At 64.8% G+C, this 13,601-nt stretch carries 12 protein-coding genes and 1 pseudogene; 5 read left to right on the top strand and 8 right to left on the bottom strand.

Annotated features, from left to right (window positions below):
• The 3 genes from prfA to ABIA45_RS25960 all read right to left on the bottom strand — a co-directional run bounded on the left by prfA (position 1) and on the right by ABIA45_RS25960 (position 5,006).
• A complete protein-coding gene (prfA, locus tag ABIA45_RS25970; protein WP_404654264.1) occupies positions 1-1,086 on the bottom strand; it encodes a peptide chain release factor 1 in 1,086 nt (361 codons plus the stop codon).
• Positions 1,087-1,145: 59 nt separating this feature from the next.
• Positions 1,146-3,413 (bottom strand): phosphoenolpyruvate--protein phosphotransferase, encoded by a 2,268-nt coding sequence (gene ptsP / locus ABIA45_RS25965; RefSeq protein WP_157287480.1) that lies wholly within the window; start codon positions 3,411-3,413, stop codon positions 1,146-1,148.
• A gap of 336 nt (positions 3,414-3,749) precedes the next feature.
• Entirely contained in the window at positions 3,750-5,006 is a 1,257-nt protein-coding gene (locus ABIA45_RS25960) for an aspartate kinase (protein WP_275503087.1), read from the bottom strand.
• Between the two features lie 151 nt (positions 5,007-5,157).
• On the opposite strand from ABIA45_RS25960, the gene ABIA45_RS25955 reads away from it, so the two are divergent.
• Both ABIA45_RS25955 and ubiG read left to right on the top strand, forming a co-directional pair.
• Entirely contained in the window at positions 5,158-5,625 is a 468-nt protein-coding gene (locus tag ABIA45_RS25955) for a PH domain-containing protein (RefSeq protein WP_404654263.1), read from the top strand.
• Positions 5,626-5,639: 14 nt separating this feature from the next.
• Positions 5,640-6,407, top strand: a complete 768-nt coding sequence (gene ubiG / locus ABIA45_RS25950; protein ID WP_404544551.1) for a bifunctional 2-polyprenyl-6-hydroxyphenol methylase/3-demethylubiquinol 3-O-methyltransferase UbiG — start codon at positions 5,640-5,642, stop codon at positions 6,405-6,407.
• A 101-nt stretch (positions 6,408-6,508) separates the two neighbouring features.
• Here ubiG and ABIA45_RS25945 read toward each other — a convergent pair whose 3' ends face one another.
• Positions 6,509-6,904 (bottom strand): nuclear transport factor 2 family protein, encoded by a 396-nt coding sequence (locus ABIA45_RS25945; protein ID WP_404654261.1) that lies wholly within the window; start codon positions 6,902-6,904, stop codon positions 6,509-6,511.
• Between the two features lie 23 nt (positions 6,905-6,927).
• Positions 6,928-7,536 carry an NADPH-dependent F420 reductase gene (locus ABIA45_RS25940; RefSeq protein ID WP_276478112.1) on the bottom strand — a complete coding sequence of 203 codons (609 nt, stop codon included), beginning with the start codon at positions 7,534-7,536 and terminating at the stop codon, positions 6,928-6,930.
• Between the two features lie 119 nt (positions 7,537-7,655).
• On the opposite strand from ABIA45_RS25940, the pseudogene ABIA45_RS25935 reads away from it, so the two are divergent.
• Positions 7,656-8,586 (top strand): annotated as a pseudogene (locus tag ABIA45_RS25935) (LysR substrate-binding domain-containing protein).
• A 16-nt stretch (positions 8,587-8,602) separates the two neighbouring features.
• Here ABIA45_RS25935 and ABIA45_RS25930 read toward each other — a convergent pair.
• Complete coding sequence (locus ABIA45_RS25930; protein ID WP_404654259.1) at positions 8,603-9,832, bottom strand: citrate/2-methylcitrate synthase; 1,230 nt, start codon at positions 9,830-9,832, stop codon at positions 8,603-8,605.
• A gap of 76 nt (positions 9,833-9,908) precedes the next feature.
• Here ABIA45_RS25930 and ABIA45_RS25925 point away from each other — a divergent pair, with 76 nt between their 5' ends.
• Entirely contained in the window at positions 9,909-11,003 is a 1,095-nt protein-coding gene (locus ABIA45_RS25925) for a citrate synthase/methylcitrate synthase (RefSeq protein WP_404654258.1), read from the top strand.
• Positions 11,004-11,115: 112 nt separating this feature from the next.
• Here ABIA45_RS25925 and ABIA45_RS25920 read toward each other — a convergent pair whose 3' ends face one another.
• Entirely contained in the window at positions 11,116-11,745 is a 630-nt protein-coding gene (locus tag ABIA45_RS25920; protein ID WP_404654257.1) for a J domain-containing protein, read from the bottom strand.
• Between the two features lie 127 nt (positions 11,746-11,872).
• Between ABIA45_RS25920 and ABIA45_RS25915 the strand changes: the two genes are divergently transcribed.
• On the top strand, positions 11,873-12,142 hold the full coding sequence (locus ABIA45_RS25915; RefSeq protein ID WP_128265500.1) for a BolA family transcriptional regulator: 270 nt from the start codon (positions 11,873-11,875) through the stop codon (positions 12,140-12,142).
• 52 nt (positions 12,143-12,194) lie between these two features.
• Here ABIA45_RS25915 and ABIA45_RS25910 read toward each other — a convergent pair whose 3' ends face one another.
• A complete protein-coding gene (locus ABIA45_RS25910) occupies positions 12,195-13,547 on the bottom strand; it encodes a hemolysin family protein (protein ID WP_271539731.1) in 1,353 nt (450 codons plus the stop codon).
• Positions 13,548-13,601 lie beyond the last annotated feature (54 nt).

The raw sequence follows: 13,601 nt of genomic DNA, 5'->3' as shown, positions 1-13,601 counted from the left end.
TCAGGCCGCCGCGCCTTGCGCAGCGAGCTGTGCGGCCTGGTGCTCCGTAGTCAGTGCGTCGATCAGTTCGCCAAGCGCTTCACCCGCGATCACCTGCGGCAGCTTGTAGAGCGTGAGGTTGATGCGATGATCGGTGACGCGTCCTTGCGGAAAATTGTAGGTGCGGATTCGCTCGGAGCGGTCGCCGGAGCCGACCTTCTCCTTGCGCTCGGCCGAGCGCGCCGCCTCGACGCGTTGCCGCTCGGCGTCATAGATGCGCGAGCGCAGGATGTTCATGGCGGAGGCGCGATTCTTGTGCTGCGAGCGGCTGTCCTGCATCATCACCACGATGCCGGTCGGGATGTGGCTGATGCGGATCGCCGATTCCGTCTTGTTGACGTGCTGGCCACCGGCGCCCCCTGCGCGCATGGTCTCGATGCGCAGGTCGTCATTCTTGATGTCGACGTCGACGTCCTCGACCTCGGGCAGCACGGCGACCGTCGCTGCGGAGGTGTGAATGCGTCCCTGCGTCTCGGTGTCGGGCACGCGCTGGACGCGGTGCACGCCGGATTCGAATTTCAGCTTGGAGAATGCGCCGCGGCCCTGGATCTCGGCGATGATTTCCTTGTAGCCGCCGACGGTGCCTTCACTGGCGGAGATCACCTCGACCTTCCAGCCCTGCAAGCTGGCGAAGCGCTCGTACATCCGGAACAGGTCGCCGGCGAACAGCGAAGCCTCGTCGCCGCCGGTGCCGGCGCGGATTTCCAGCATGACGTTGCGGTCGTCCATGGCGTCCTTGGGCAGGAGCGCGACGCGGATCTTCTGGACCAGTTCCTCGATTTTCGGCGCGAGCTCGTCGCGTTCGGCTTCCGCCATGCCGCGCATCTCGGCATCGGTGGCGGGATCGGCGATCAGCGCCTCGGTGTCGGCGAGCTCCCTGACGGCGGCGCGATAGGCCTTCACCGCCTCGATCAGCGGCGTGAGCTCGGCGAGCTCCCGCGTGATCTGCACGTAGCGCTCGGAGGCGAGCTGTCCAAGCGATTCGGCCTCGAGCGAGGCGTGATGCGCGAGCAGGACGTCCAGTTTGGCTTCGGGGAGTGACGACATCGGTTCAGTCTCAAAGGGCGGAAGGAGGCGAGGGCGGCGCAAAGCGGACGACAGGCCCGCTACAACGCAAGGCCCTCGGCCTCGGCAAATTCCGTCAGCTTCTGCCGGATCGAGACGCTGCCTGCCGGAGCATCCACCAGAGGATTGAGCATCGCTTCCGCCTTCTTGGCGTCGAGGTCGAGCACCATCGCCTTGACCGGGCCGAGCGCGGTCGCCGAGAGCGAGAGCGAGCGGTAGCCCAGCGCAATCAGCGCCAGCGCGCCGATCGGCTTGGAGGCCATCTCACCGCACAGCGAGAGCGACTTCTGTGCCGCGTGCGCCTTGCGCGCGATGTCACGCAGCGCGCGCAGGATCGGTGCCGACATGGTGTCGAAGCGCTCGGAGACCTTGGCGTTGCCGCGGTCGACCGCGAACAGGAACTGGAACAGATCGTTGGAGCCGACCGAGATGAAATCGACCTTCTTCAAGAGCTCGTCGAGCTGGTAGAGCAGGGCGGGCACCTCGACCATGGTGCCGATGTCGATTCGCTCGGGCAGCGTGTGGCCGTGCTGGCGGAGGTATGTGAGCTCGCGCTCGACCAGCGCCTTGGCCGAGTCGAATTCGGCGACCTCCGAGATCATCGGGAACATGATGCGCAGCGCGCGGCCGCCGCCGGCCCGCAGCAGCGCGCGGATCTGGCCGCGCAACAGGCCGGGGCGATCGAGCCCGAGCCGGATCGCGCGCCAGCCGAGCGCGGGATTTTCCTCGATCACCGCTTCCATATAGGGCAGCGCCTTGTCGCCGCCGATGTCGAGCGTGCGGAAGGTTACGGGCTTAGGTCCGGCGGCATCGAGCACGGTGCGATAGAGCGCGAGCTGGTCGCTGGTGCGCGGCAGGCTCTGACCGACCATGAATTGCAGCTCGGTGCGGAACAGGCCGATGCCGGCGCTGCCGGTGTCCTCGATATGCGGCAGGTCGATCGCAAGCCCTGCGTTGATCATCAGCTCGACCTTCTGGCCGTCCCTGGTGACGCAGGGCCGGTCGCGCAGCGCCAGGTACTGCGCCTGGCGGCGGGCGCGGAAGCGCACGCGCTCGGCGAAGGCTGCCTCGATCTCCTGCGACGGGCGCACATAGATCGAGCCCGAGGTGCCGTCGACGATGATGGCGTCGCCGGGATCGGCGATTCCAGGCGCGTTCGGCACCTCGCCGACCGCAGGAATGCCCAGCGCCCGCGCCACGATCGAGACGTGCGAGTTGGCGGTGCCTTCCTCCAGCACGATGCCGCGCAGGCGCTTGCGGTCATAGTCGAGCAGCGCCGCCGGGCCCATCGCGCGGGCGATGACGATGGCGTTGTCGGGCAGCTGCTCGCGCGAGGGCGCATGATCCTGGCCGACCAGCTGCCGCATCAGGCGGTAGCCGAGGTCTTCCAGGTCGTGCAGCCGGTCGCGCAAATAGGGGTCGGTCGAGCGCAGCATGCGCGCGCGGGTGTCGGACTGGACGCGCTCGACCGCGGCTTCCGCGGTGAGGCCGGTCGCGACCGCCTCGTGCAGCTTGTGCGACCAGCCCTGGTCGTTGGCGAACATGCGGTAGGCTTCAAGCACCTCACGGTGCTCGCCGCCTTCGGCGACGTCGCCGCGCTCCAGCATGCGGTCGAGATCGGCACGCAGCTTGGCGAGCGCGGTATCGAGCCGCTTGATCTCTTTCGGCAGGTCCTCGGCGATGTAGTCCTTGATGACGACGCGCGGCTCGTGCAGCACGACATGGCCGAGCGCGATGCCCTCCGACAGGATGGCGCCGACCTTCTGTGCCGAATGGCGCGCCGCAGGCTCCTGGCCCGGCTGAGCCAGCGCGGAGAGTTCGCCGGAGGCGATCAGTTCGGCCAGCACCATCGCGGTGGTCTGGAGCGCCTCGAGCTCCTCCTCGACATAATTGCGCTTGGCGCGGTTCTGCACCACCAGCACGCCGAGCGTGTTGCCGGCGCGCAGGATCGGCACGCCGAGGAAGGAATGGTAGATTTCTTCGCCGGTCTCGGGCCGGAACGAGAAGGCCGGGTGGCTCTGCGCGTCGCTCAAATTGAGCGGCGTCGCCTCGCTGGCGACGAGGCCGACCAGGCCCTCATGGGCGCTCAGCACGGTGTGGTGCACCGCCTCGCGGTTGAGACCTTCGGTGGCGTAGAGCTCGAGCGTGTTGTCGATGCGCAGCACATAGACCGAGCACACCTCGGCCACCATGTTGGCGGCGATCAGCACCACGATCTTGTCCAGCCGCTCCTGGGCCGAGACCTGCTCCGCCATGGTCTCGCGGAGCCGTCTCAACAAGACGCGGGGACCTCCCGACGCGCTCCGCATGAACCGTCAATCTCCTCCATCGGCCGGGCCCGGCGATATCGGCCGGCGGCTGGACCAAAATTCCAGAAAAACAATCAAATTGTTTGTCCGGCGCAGGCACAAGCCCAAATCCACGGGAGATTGAGTGCTCGTACCGAATCAGCGCCGCCTGAACTGGGACACAGTCTGCGGCAGCCCACCCTGTCCGCCGTATAGCGAATTGAGGCTTGTTTTGCCAAGCAAAACGCCTGCCAAACGCGAAGGTGTGTACACCTTCGCGTTTGCTGCGACCGCTAAGAGAAAATTAGCCTTTTGGCGCTGTCCGGAAAAGTGCGAAGCGGTTTTCCGGAAAGACCATCAGGTCTGATCGAGACCGTAGAGCGTGTGCAAGGTGCGCACCGCAAGCTCGGTATAGGCGGTGTCGATCAAGACCGAAAATTTGATCTCGGAGGTTGTAATGGCCCGAATGTTGATGTTCCGCCCGGCGAGCGCCGAGAACGCCTGGGCGGCGACGCCCGCATGGCTGCGCATGCCGCTGCCGATCACCGAGATCTTGGCGACATCGGTGGCGGTATCGAGCCGCGCATAGCCGATCTTGGCCTTGGCCGCGGTAATCGTATCCTTGGCGCGGGTGAAGTCCGCGGCCGGCACGGTGAAGGTGAGGTCGGTGGTTTTGCCGTCCTCGGACACATTCTGCACGATCATGTCGACGTTGATATTGGCATCAGCCAGCGGGCCGAAGATCGAGGCCGCAACGCCGGGCTTGTCCTCGATCTGGCGCACCGAGATCTGAGCCTCGTCCTTGGAGAAGGCGATACCGGTGACGACGTGGCTTTCCATGATCTCCTCCTCGCTGCAGATCAGCGTGCCGGGCGGCTGGTTGGCATGCGGGTCGATATCCTCGGGCTTGTCGAAGCTCGAGCGGACGAAGATCGGCATGTTGTGAACCATGCCGAGTTCCACCGAGCGGACCTGGAGCACCTTGGCGCCCTGCGAGGCCAGTTCCAGCATGTCCTCGAACGCGATCTTGTCGAGCCTCTTGGCCTTCGGCACGATTCGCGGATCGGTGGTGTAGACGCCGTCGACGTCGGTGTAGATGTCGCAGCGGTCGGCCTTGACGGCGGCGGCGATCGCCACGGCCGAGGTGTCGGAGCCGCCACGGCCGAGCGTGGTGATGCGACCCGTCTCGGGGTTGATGCCCTGGAAGCCGGCGACGACCGCGACCTCCTTTCGGTCCTTGAAGCGCTTGATGATCTCGCTGCCGTCGATATCCTCGATCCGGGCCGAGGCATGGGCGTCGCTGGTCTTGATCGGGATCTGCCAGCCCTGCCAGGAGCGGGCCTGGATCCCCATGCCCTGGAGCACGATGGCAAGAAGGCCTGAGGTCACCTGTTCGCCCGAGGCGACCACGGCGTCATATTCGCGCGCGTCGTGCATCGGCGAGGCCTCGGTGCACCAGGCGACCAGCTCGTTGGTCTTGCCGGCCATCGCCGAGACGACCACGGCCACTTCGTGGCCGGCATCGACCTCACGCTTCACATGGCGTGCGACGTTGCGGATACGTTCGATGTTGGCGACGGACGTGCCGCCGAATTTCATCACGAGGCGGCTCATGACGACGCGTGCATTCCTTCATAAGGATCAGTATGGTGGCCCGCACTGGACGGGTGCCTCGGGGACACCGACCGCGCGTATACAGAGCGGCGGCGCCGGGGGCAAGCGGGTTCCTGCGGGGGCAGGGTGGGGTAGTGGGTTAAGCTAGATCATGGCGCGTTACATCGACGAGATCCTGCAGCCCGGCGAGCGAGTGCTGTATTCGACCAATGCGCACTGGATCTTCTACTTTCCGGCCATCGTAGCCTGGATCGTGGCGCTGGCTCTGCTCGTCCTGTCGCGGCAGATGACTGTCGATTGGCTCTTTCTGCTTTGCCTCGGGGCCGCGGGTCTCGCGGCACTGGCGGCCCTGTATTGGACCGTGAAGGGCTGGTTCCATCGTTTCACCACCGAGACCGACGTCACCAACCTCAGGGTCGTGCACAAGACCGGCTTCATCAAGCGCCGAACCTTCGAGATGGCGCTGGACAAGGTCGAGAGCGTCGATGTCGACCAGACTATTCTTGGACGTATTCTCAACTACGGCGACGTGACGATTCGCGGCGTCGGCGAGGGTATCGAGACGATCAAGACCATCGCCTCGCCGCTCGCCTTCCGTAGTTCGATCACCACGCGGTAGGACCGCGCCCAACCATGAGCATGCAGCAAAATACTTCTCTTTCCGCCCAGCCCGGCTCGAGCGTCGACGTCGCCGAGATCGCGAAATTCTCGAAACTCTCGGCGGAATGGTGGGATCCCAAGGGCAAGATGGCGCCGCTGCACCGGATCAACCCGCTGCGGCTCGGCTATATCCGCGATGCCGCCTGCCGCAAGTTCGAGCGCAACGTGCGCAGCCTCAATTGTCTTGGGTCCTTGCGCGTGCTCGACATCGGCTGCGGCGCCGGCCTGCTCTGCGAGCCGCTGTCGCGCCTCGGAGCGCAGGTCATCGGCATCGATCCCTCCGCGAGCAACATCGCGGCGGCGAAGCTGCATGCCGACAGGAGCCATCTGGCGATCGACTATCGCTGCACCACGGTGGAGGAGATCGACCCGCGCGAGCGCTTCGACATCGTGCTGGCGATGGAGGTGGTCGAGCACGTCATCGACGTCGGCATGTTCCTGAAGCGCTGCGCCGCGATGCTGAAGCCGAACGGTCTGATGGTGGTCTCGACGCTTAACCGCAACTGGAAGAGCTTTGCCCTCGCCATCGTCGGTGCCGAATACGTCCTGCGCTGGCTACCGCGCGGCACGCACGAGTGGAACAAGTTCGTCACGCCCGACGAGCTGACGAAATATCTGCTCGACAACCGTCTCGTCATCACCGAGCAGACCGGCGTCGTCTACTCGCCCTTCGCCGACAAATGGTCTCTGTCGTCCGATATGGACGTGAACTACATGGTGGTCGCGGAAGCGATGGTGTGAACTGCCGCGGTTGGGTTACGAGCTGTCACTCCAAGAACGCTGCGCCTCTGCGTTCCCAGTGACGACGGCAGAGAGCGCAGAGATTACAGCTGGAGGCAACGCTATTCGGTGTTCTGCGAATTGAGCAGCACCCACAGCCGCGCGATCTTGCCGCCTTCGATTTGAACAACGTCTGCGCCTGTCACCGCGACTGGACCATCCTTGGGGCCGGCGTGCCAAGCCAGATGCGCGAGCCCATGGTGACCGACAGCCAAGCCATCCGGCACGAAGCGGAACGTCGGCCCGAATTGCTTCAGGAGATTCCCGGCGATGCGCGATATCTCGGCGCGCCCCCGGACGATGGCGGTCGGCTCGTACATGACGGGCTCTTCGACGAACAACTCGGTGATGGCGATCCGCCTCTTTTCCTCGTCCCGCTCGTTGAACACCCGCTCCAGATTTGAGCGAAGCAGGTGATCGAAGTCAGTATCTTCCGTTTTCATCGTGATCCCTTTCATCGTGTTGCCAAGTGGCTCGCACATCATCCGAACTTCACCAGGTTCAGCGCGGGAAGCGGACCGCCAGGAAACTGGGTCAACCTGGCCCCAATCGCGAGCGAGCCCAGATCGATGCCGAAAAATCCGAGCCGATCGATCAGAGCGCCGACCTCCGCTTTCGCGCCGGCATCGTCGCCCGCGTAGAAAAGCACGCGCTTGCCGCCCTCGCTCGCCGGGTCGGTTGCGAGGAGTTGCGCCAAAAGATGGTTGAACGCTTTCACCACCCGCGCACGGGGGACCAGATCGGCGAAAACTTCGGACGAGGCGCGACCGCCGAGTTCTGCCGGCTTGAACAGTGGCGCTTCGATCGGGTTGTTGGCGTCGACGACGATGCGCCCGCCGAATGGCGGCAGGCCGGCGAGCGCATCTGGCAGCTTCGACCAGTTGACGGCGACGAAGACGATATCCTTGGCGGCGGCTTCCTCGCGGGTGCCCGCAGTCACGAGCGGACCGATCTCGGCCACGGTGGTCCTGAGGCTGTCCGGACCTCGGCTGTTGGACAGGGTCACGGCGATGCCGTTGCGCGCCAGCACTTGCGCGATTGCTCGGCCGATATTGCCTGCGCCGATGATGCCGATGGTGGACATGGAAATGCTCCGGGCTGTTTGGGATCAGGCGAACTGATCGGTCGCTCAGAGATGACCGAAATATTGCCCTTTGATTAGCGTGATATTGGTCGTAAGATTATCAACGTTCCTTTGAAAATGAGCCCATGGAAACGCTAGCCAACCTGGAAGCATTCGTTCGCAGCGCTGAGTGCGGCAGCTTTTCCGAGGCCGGCCGACGCCTTTTGCTCACTCCGGCAGCCGTCAGCCGCAACGTCGCCACGCTGGAGCGCAATCTCGGCGTCCGATTATTTCATCGTTCGACACGGAGGCTGACGCTCACCGAAGCCGGCGAGACGTTCCGCACAGCGATCGCTGGCCACCTCGAAGGGCTTCAGGCAGCGATCGCCGGAACGTCCACCGGACGCGAGGAGCCGGCGGGCGTTCTCAAGATAAGCCTCCCGCCGACATTCGGCACAGCTCATATCCTGCCGCTGCTTCCCGGCTTCTTGGCCCGTTATCCGCAGGTCCGTCCTGAGTGGCACTTCGAAAATCGCCAAGTCGATCTGGTCGGTGAAGGCTACGACGCCGCGATCGGAGGCGGGTTTGAATTGTTGCCGGGACTTGTCAGCCGAACCCTTGCGCCGGCACACATCATCGCCGTTGCTTCTCCGGTCTACATGTCGGGTCGAACATTACCGACCACGCCGGACGAATTGACCGCGTTGGATGGCATTGTCATGCGCTCGCTCCAGAGCGGGCGCATCCGGCACTGGTCGATGCGCGATGTTTCGGGGCGTGAAGTTCAAGCCCCACTGTCTGAGGCGATCGTCGTCAACGACCCGGCTGCGATGCGCGAGGCGGCACTGCTGGGTCTGGGCGTTGCCATGCTCGCCACCGCCGACATTCTTCCCCGCGCTCGAAGAGGGGTCGCTGCTACGCCTGGTGCCAAGATGGTACTGTGACGCCGGCGCGATCTCGATTTACTACGCGTCGCGCAAGTTTGTGCCCGCAAAGACGAGAGTCTTCGTGGACTGGGTCGCCGAGGCATTCAAGAGAAACAGGTTCGCCGAGCGGTTCGCCGGAAGCCTAAGCTGAAGATCCGGAAAGTGATCTAGGCTCCGGATTTCGCAGCTCCCACCCTCTTTCCCGGCGTTGGGCCCACATACCGCGCCCTCGGCCTGATCAGCTTGCCGAACTGCAATTGCTCACTGGCATGCGCGATCCAGCCGACGCTGCGGGCCATCGCGAACAGCGCCAGCTCGCTGCCGGCGGGCAGGCGCAGTGCGTGGACCAGCACGGCGAGCGCGTAGTCGATGTTGACGAACTCGCCGGTGGCTTCCGCGATCCGCTCGGGCACTTCCCTGGTGAATTTGCGCGGCGCGCCGGAGCGCGACAGCGCGTTCAGCAGCGATTGTGCGCGGGGGTCGCCGTGCTTGTAGACGCCGTGGCCAAAGCCGGCAAAACGTTCGCCGAGGGCGACGCGCTCGCGCACGACAGGCTCGACGTCGCGGTCGACCAGCGTCTTGACGAGCTGTGAGGCCAGGACGCCGGCGCCGCCATGCTTCGGCCCTTTCAATGCGGCGAGCCCGGCGATGACGGAGTCATAAAGGTTGAGGCCGGTCGAGGCCGCGCAGCGTGCGGTGAAGGTCGACGCGTTCAGCTCGTGATCGGCGAGCAGTACCAGCGCGCGGCGGATCAAATCGGGCGCGTGCTTGTTGTCTGCCGCCCAGGCGCGCGCGACCTGCTGATGCAGCGGCTCGGCCGAGGCTTCCGCATTGAGCATGGTCGCAACCAGCAGGCGGACGATGCGCGCGCCGACCATAGCGCGGCCATCGGGTGCCCGGGTGAAGGCGCGGGGATCGACGCTCGCGGCCAGTGCGAGCACGGCGATGGCGCGGTCGATCGGTGCCGCCCGGCGCGCGGCCTCCGCGATCACGCGCATTTCCTCGGAGAGTTCCGGTTGATTGTCGGGGGCAAACGGATCGACGTCGGCGACATCCCACAGCAGCGTCGCGGTGTGCTCCAGCGTGTCGTTCTCAGACAGATCGACGCAATTGACGCCGCGATAGATCGCGCCCTCCTCGGTGATGGTCGAGATCTCCGTGTCCATCACCGGCAGATCGGCATCGAAGCTGCGCAGGCCGCGTGGCTCCGGCGACGGCACACGGCGCTCCTTCAGCGCACGAACATCCTCGGCGCGATAGCGGTTCTTTCGCGAGTCCGGCGTCGGCTCGGAGCGGATCAGGCCGCGGCTGACATAGGCGTAGAGGGTGGCCGGGGAGATCGCTAGCTCGGCGGCGGCTTCCCGGGCGGAGAGATACAGCCCATCGGAATTTTTCATATTGATTTATGTAATCAAGATTGATCAACGTGTCGAGAGGCCTGATCTTGTTCTCCGTGAACAGGAGATTTGGGTCATGAACATCCACCTCACCAAAAGCCAGATCGGGCTGGACGGCGTTCCCGCGGCCGAGACCGTGCTGAGCCATGTCGACGGCGAGCGCGGCGAACTTATCATCGCCGGGGAGCACGTCGGGCGGCTCGCCGCCATCTCGAGCTTCGAGGGCGTTACCGCCCGCCTCTGGAACGGCGCCAGCAAGACCACCCTCACCGAGGCCAATGTGCGCTCACACCTGGGCGTTGCGCGCGAGCGCGCCTTCGCGCGGCTGCCCGACCTGCTGCCGGCGACGCGCGGCATGGGCATCGTCGACGGGTTTCGTGCCGCCGTCGCCGGACTTCGTGCCGAGCACGGGCTGGAGCACGAGGCGACGATCGTCGGCGCGTTTCCGGTGATCGCGGGCGCGCTGGTCCGGCGCGCCCAGGGCCTCGAGCCGGTCGCGCCCGATCCCGGCGTGAGCCACGCCGCCGACACGTTGCGCATGTTGCACGGGCGTTCGCCTGCAACGCGCGAGATCACGGCATTGGACGCCTATCTCGTCGCCGCCAGCGACCACGGCATGAACGCTTCGACCTTCGCCGCGCGCGTGGTGGCCTCGACGCAGGCTGATCTGTTCGCGGCCGTCACCGCCGGCTATTGCGCGCTGACCGGTCCGCTGCATGGCGGCGCGCCGGAGCCGGTGCTGGAAATGCTGGACGCGATCGGCTCGCGCGAGCGCATAAAGCCCTGGGTCGATGCGGCGCTGGCGCGCGGCGAGCGCATGATGGGGTTCGGTCACCGCGTCTATCGCGTCCGCGATCCGCGCGCCGACGTGCTCAAGACCGCGGTCGAGGCGCTTGCGTCCAATGGCACCGATCTGCCGTTTGCCGGCGAGGTCGAGGCCTATATCCGCAGCGCCTTGCGCAAGAAGAATCCGGAGCGGCCGCTGGAGACGAACGTCGAGTTCTTCACCGCGATCCTGCTCGATGCGCTAGCGATTCCACGGCAGGCATTCACGCCGATCTTCGCGGTCGCGCGCAGCGCAGGCTGGACCGCGCATGCCCGCGAGCAGCAGCGGACGGGGCGGTTGATCAGGCCGAGCTCGTCATATGTCGGGGCGATGCCGGAGGCGTAGGGAATGCGTAGCCCGGATGGAGCGAAGCGTAATCCGGGGAAAGCCGTCATTGTGAGAGAAAGGTCCCGGATTACGCTTGCGCTCCATCCGGGCTACGAAAGCGGGGAGGCCCTTACGCCTCGCGCACGACCGTCTTCAGATAATTATACGCCTTGATGATCTCGATCAGGCGATCCTCGGTCGAGCGGTCGCCGCCATTGGCATCGGGGTGGTGCTGCTTCACCAGCGCCTTGTACTTGGTCTTGACGTCGGCGAGCGTTGCGCTGGGGCCGAGGCCCATGACCTGAAGCGCCTTGCGCTCGGCGTTCATCACCTTGCGCGTCTCGGCCTTGGGCTCCGCTTCGGGGCCCTTGCGCCAGTTGGCGCGGCCGTTGATCTCGGAGAACATGCTGAAAGGATCGGCCGCCATGTCGATCTCTTCCGCACCCTTCTTGCCGCCATTGGCGCCCATCTTCCAGGTCGGGCGGTGACCGGTCAGCGCATCCTTCTGATAGCGCGCAACGGCTTCGGCATTCATGCCGGAAAAGAAATTGTAGTTCTGGTTGTACTCGCGCACGTGGTCGAGACAGAAGTGCCAGTATTCGCGCTGGTTCTCGCGGCCCTTCGGCGCCCGGTGCGAGCCCTTGTTGGCGCAGCCCGCCCATTCGCAATTGACCGCGGTGTCGCGCGGCTTCACTTCCGGCTGCTTGCCTCGCGGCTTCACCCGGATGGAGTCGAAGAACTTTGATGAATCGATCGGCATGGCTGACTTTGACTACGCAATGCAAAAACCTTCAAGTCTTGACATTGCAATTCGCTAAGCACCCGGTCGCGACGAGCTTGGACGTCCGGGTATTGACGGGATGCGAGCGCGCACCTTAATGGCACACATGGCTATGAAAGACACTATCAGCAACAAGTTGCAGGAAGCTTTCACGCCCGAAAGCCTGCAAGTCGTCGACGAGTCACATTTGCATGAGGGCCACGCCGGCCACCGAGCAGGCGGCGAGACGCACTTCCGTGTGTATATCGTGTCTGCCGCCTTCAAAGGGAAGAGCCGGGTCGACCGTCATCGCATGATAAATTCAGCGCTCGCCGCGGAACTTGCCGGCAGCGTGCACGCGCTGGCGATCAATGCGCAGGCGCCGGGGGAAGGTTGAATTCTCTGACCCTCCCCCTCCAGGGTCCCTCCAGGGGAGGGTAAGGGAAAAATTAGAACGACGTCCCGGCCCGTCTCGGCTTTGCCTCTTCCAGCTCGGCCTCGCGCGTCACCGGTGAAATACGGAGCGCGGTGATGCGGTTGCGCTCGCGGCGGAGGACGCGGAAGCGGAAACCGTGGAACGTGAAGCTCTGGCCGCGGTCGGGGATCGAGCGCGCCTCGTGAATGACGAGGCCGGCGACCGTGGTTGCCTCTTCATCGGGCAGATGCCAGTCCATGGCGCGGTTGAGATCGCGGATCGGCACCGACCCGTCGACCACGACGGAGCCGTCCGGCTGACGGCGCACGCCGGCCACCACCACGTCATGCTCGTCGGAGATGTCGCCGACGATCTCCTCCAGAATGTCTTCCAGCGTCACGAGGCCTTCGACCTCACCATACTCGTCGACGACGAGTGCGAAATGGGTCTTGCGGCGGCGGAACGCCTTGAGCTGCTGGGATATCGGCCGCATCTCCGGCACGAACCAGGGCGGCAGCATGATGGTGGTGACGTCGATGCGCGACGTGTCGCCCTCCGATGCGCGGATCGCACGCAACAGATCCTTGGCGTGCAGAATGCCGATGATGTTCTCCGACTTGTCCCGCCACAGCGGAATGCGGGTGTATTCGGTGGCCAGCACCTCCCGCACCAGCTCCTCCGGCGGCAGGTCGGCGTTGATCATCACCATAGCCGTGCGGTGGACCATCACGTCAGACACCGTCAGCTCGCCGAGACGGAAGACGTTGTGAATGTACTCGGCCTCGCCGCTCTCGATCTTGCCGTGCACGGCCGATTCCTCAACCAGGCCCTCGATCTCCGAATCCGTCAGGATTTCGTGTTGCGAGAACTCCTGCACCCCCATCAGGCGCAGGATCGCGCCCGACGCCGTGTTGAGACACCAGCTCAGCGGATAGAACACGAGGTAGGAAAAATGCAGCGGATACGCAATCCACTGCGACACCGGCATCGGCTCCCGGATCGCAAGCGTCTTCGGCACCTGCTCGCCGATGACGATGTGCAGCGAAGAGAAGACCAGGAAACCCGCCACGAACGAGGTGAAGTGCAGCGTGGCCTCCGACATTCCGAGCGGGCTGAGGACGGGGCTCAGCAGCGCAGACACGGTCGGCTCACCGATCCAGCCAAGACCGAGCGAGGCCATGGTGATGCCGAGCTGGCAGCAGGCGAGATAGGATTCGATGTTTACCATCATCGTCTGCAGCAGGCGCGCGCCGAAGCGGTTCTGCTCGACCATGGCCTTGACGCGGAAGCCGCGGCTCTTCACCAGCGCAAATTCCGCCGCCACGTAAAACGCGTTGGCGGCGAGCAGGAGGGCCGCAAGCAGCAGATTGATCGAGATCGAACTCATGTTTGCCTCGCGACCGCCCCGGCATTCCCCGCCGTTTCGCGGGCGGCCGATCTG

Origin of the sequence: Bradyrhizobium sp. USDA 336 (assembly GCF_044908355.1) — a bacterium.
In the GTDB taxonomy this organism is placed as follows: Bacteria; Pseudomonadota; Alphaproteobacteria; order Rhizobiales; family Xanthobacteraceae; genus Bradyrhizobium; species Bradyrhizobium yuanmingense.
This window is presented reverse-complemented; position numbering and strand designations above follow the sequence as displayed.

What these genes read in the sequence shown, in the direction of transcription:
- ABIA45_RS25960 (WP_275503087.1), bottom strand. Translation starts at nt 5,006, where the DNA reads ATGAGCCGCCTCGTGATGAAATTCGGCGGCACGTCCGTCGCCAACATC.
- ABIA45_RS25930 (WP_404654259.1), bottom strand. Translation starts at nt 9,832, where the DNA reads ATGAAAAATTCCGATGGGCTGTATCTCTCCGCCCGGGAAGCCGCCGCC.
- ubiG (WP_404544551.1), top strand. Translation starts at nt 5,640, where the DNA reads ATGAGCATGCAGCAAAATACTTCTCTTTCCGCCCAGCCCGGCTCGAGC.
- ABIA45_RS25910 (WP_271539731.1), bottom strand. Translation starts at nt 13,547, where the DNA reads ATGAGTTCGATCTCGATCAATCTGCTGCTTGCGGCCCTCCTGCTCGCC.
- ABIA45_RS25945 (WP_404654261.1), bottom strand. Translation starts at nt 6,904, where the DNA reads ATGAAAGGGATCACGATGAAAACGGAAGATACTGACTTCGATCACCTG.
- ptsP (WP_157287480.1), bottom strand. Translation starts at nt 3,413, where the DNA reads ATGCGGAGCGCGTCGGGAGGTCCCCGCGTCTTGTTGAGACGGCTCCGC.
- ABIA45_RS25920 (WP_404654257.1), bottom strand. Translation starts at nt 11,745, where the DNA reads ATGCCGATCGATTCATCAAAGTTCTTCGACTCCATCCGGGTGAAGCCG.
- ABIA45_RS25925 (WP_404654258.1), top strand. Translation starts at nt 9,909, where the DNA reads ATGAACATCCACCTCACCAAAAGCCAGATCGGGCTGGACGGCGTTCCC.
- ABIA45_RS25955 (WP_404654263.1), top strand. Translation starts at nt 5,158, where the DNA reads ATGGCGCGTTACATCGACGAGATCCTGCAGCCCGGCGAGCGAGTGCTG.
- ABIA45_RS25915 (WP_128265500.1), top strand. Translation starts at nt 11,873, where the DNA reads ATGGCTATGAAAGACACTATCAGCAACAAGTTGCAGGAAGCTTTCACG.
- prfA (WP_404654264.1), bottom strand. Translation starts at nt 1,086, where the DNA reads ATGTCGTCACTCCCCGAAGCCAAACTGGACGTCCTGCTCGCGCATCAC.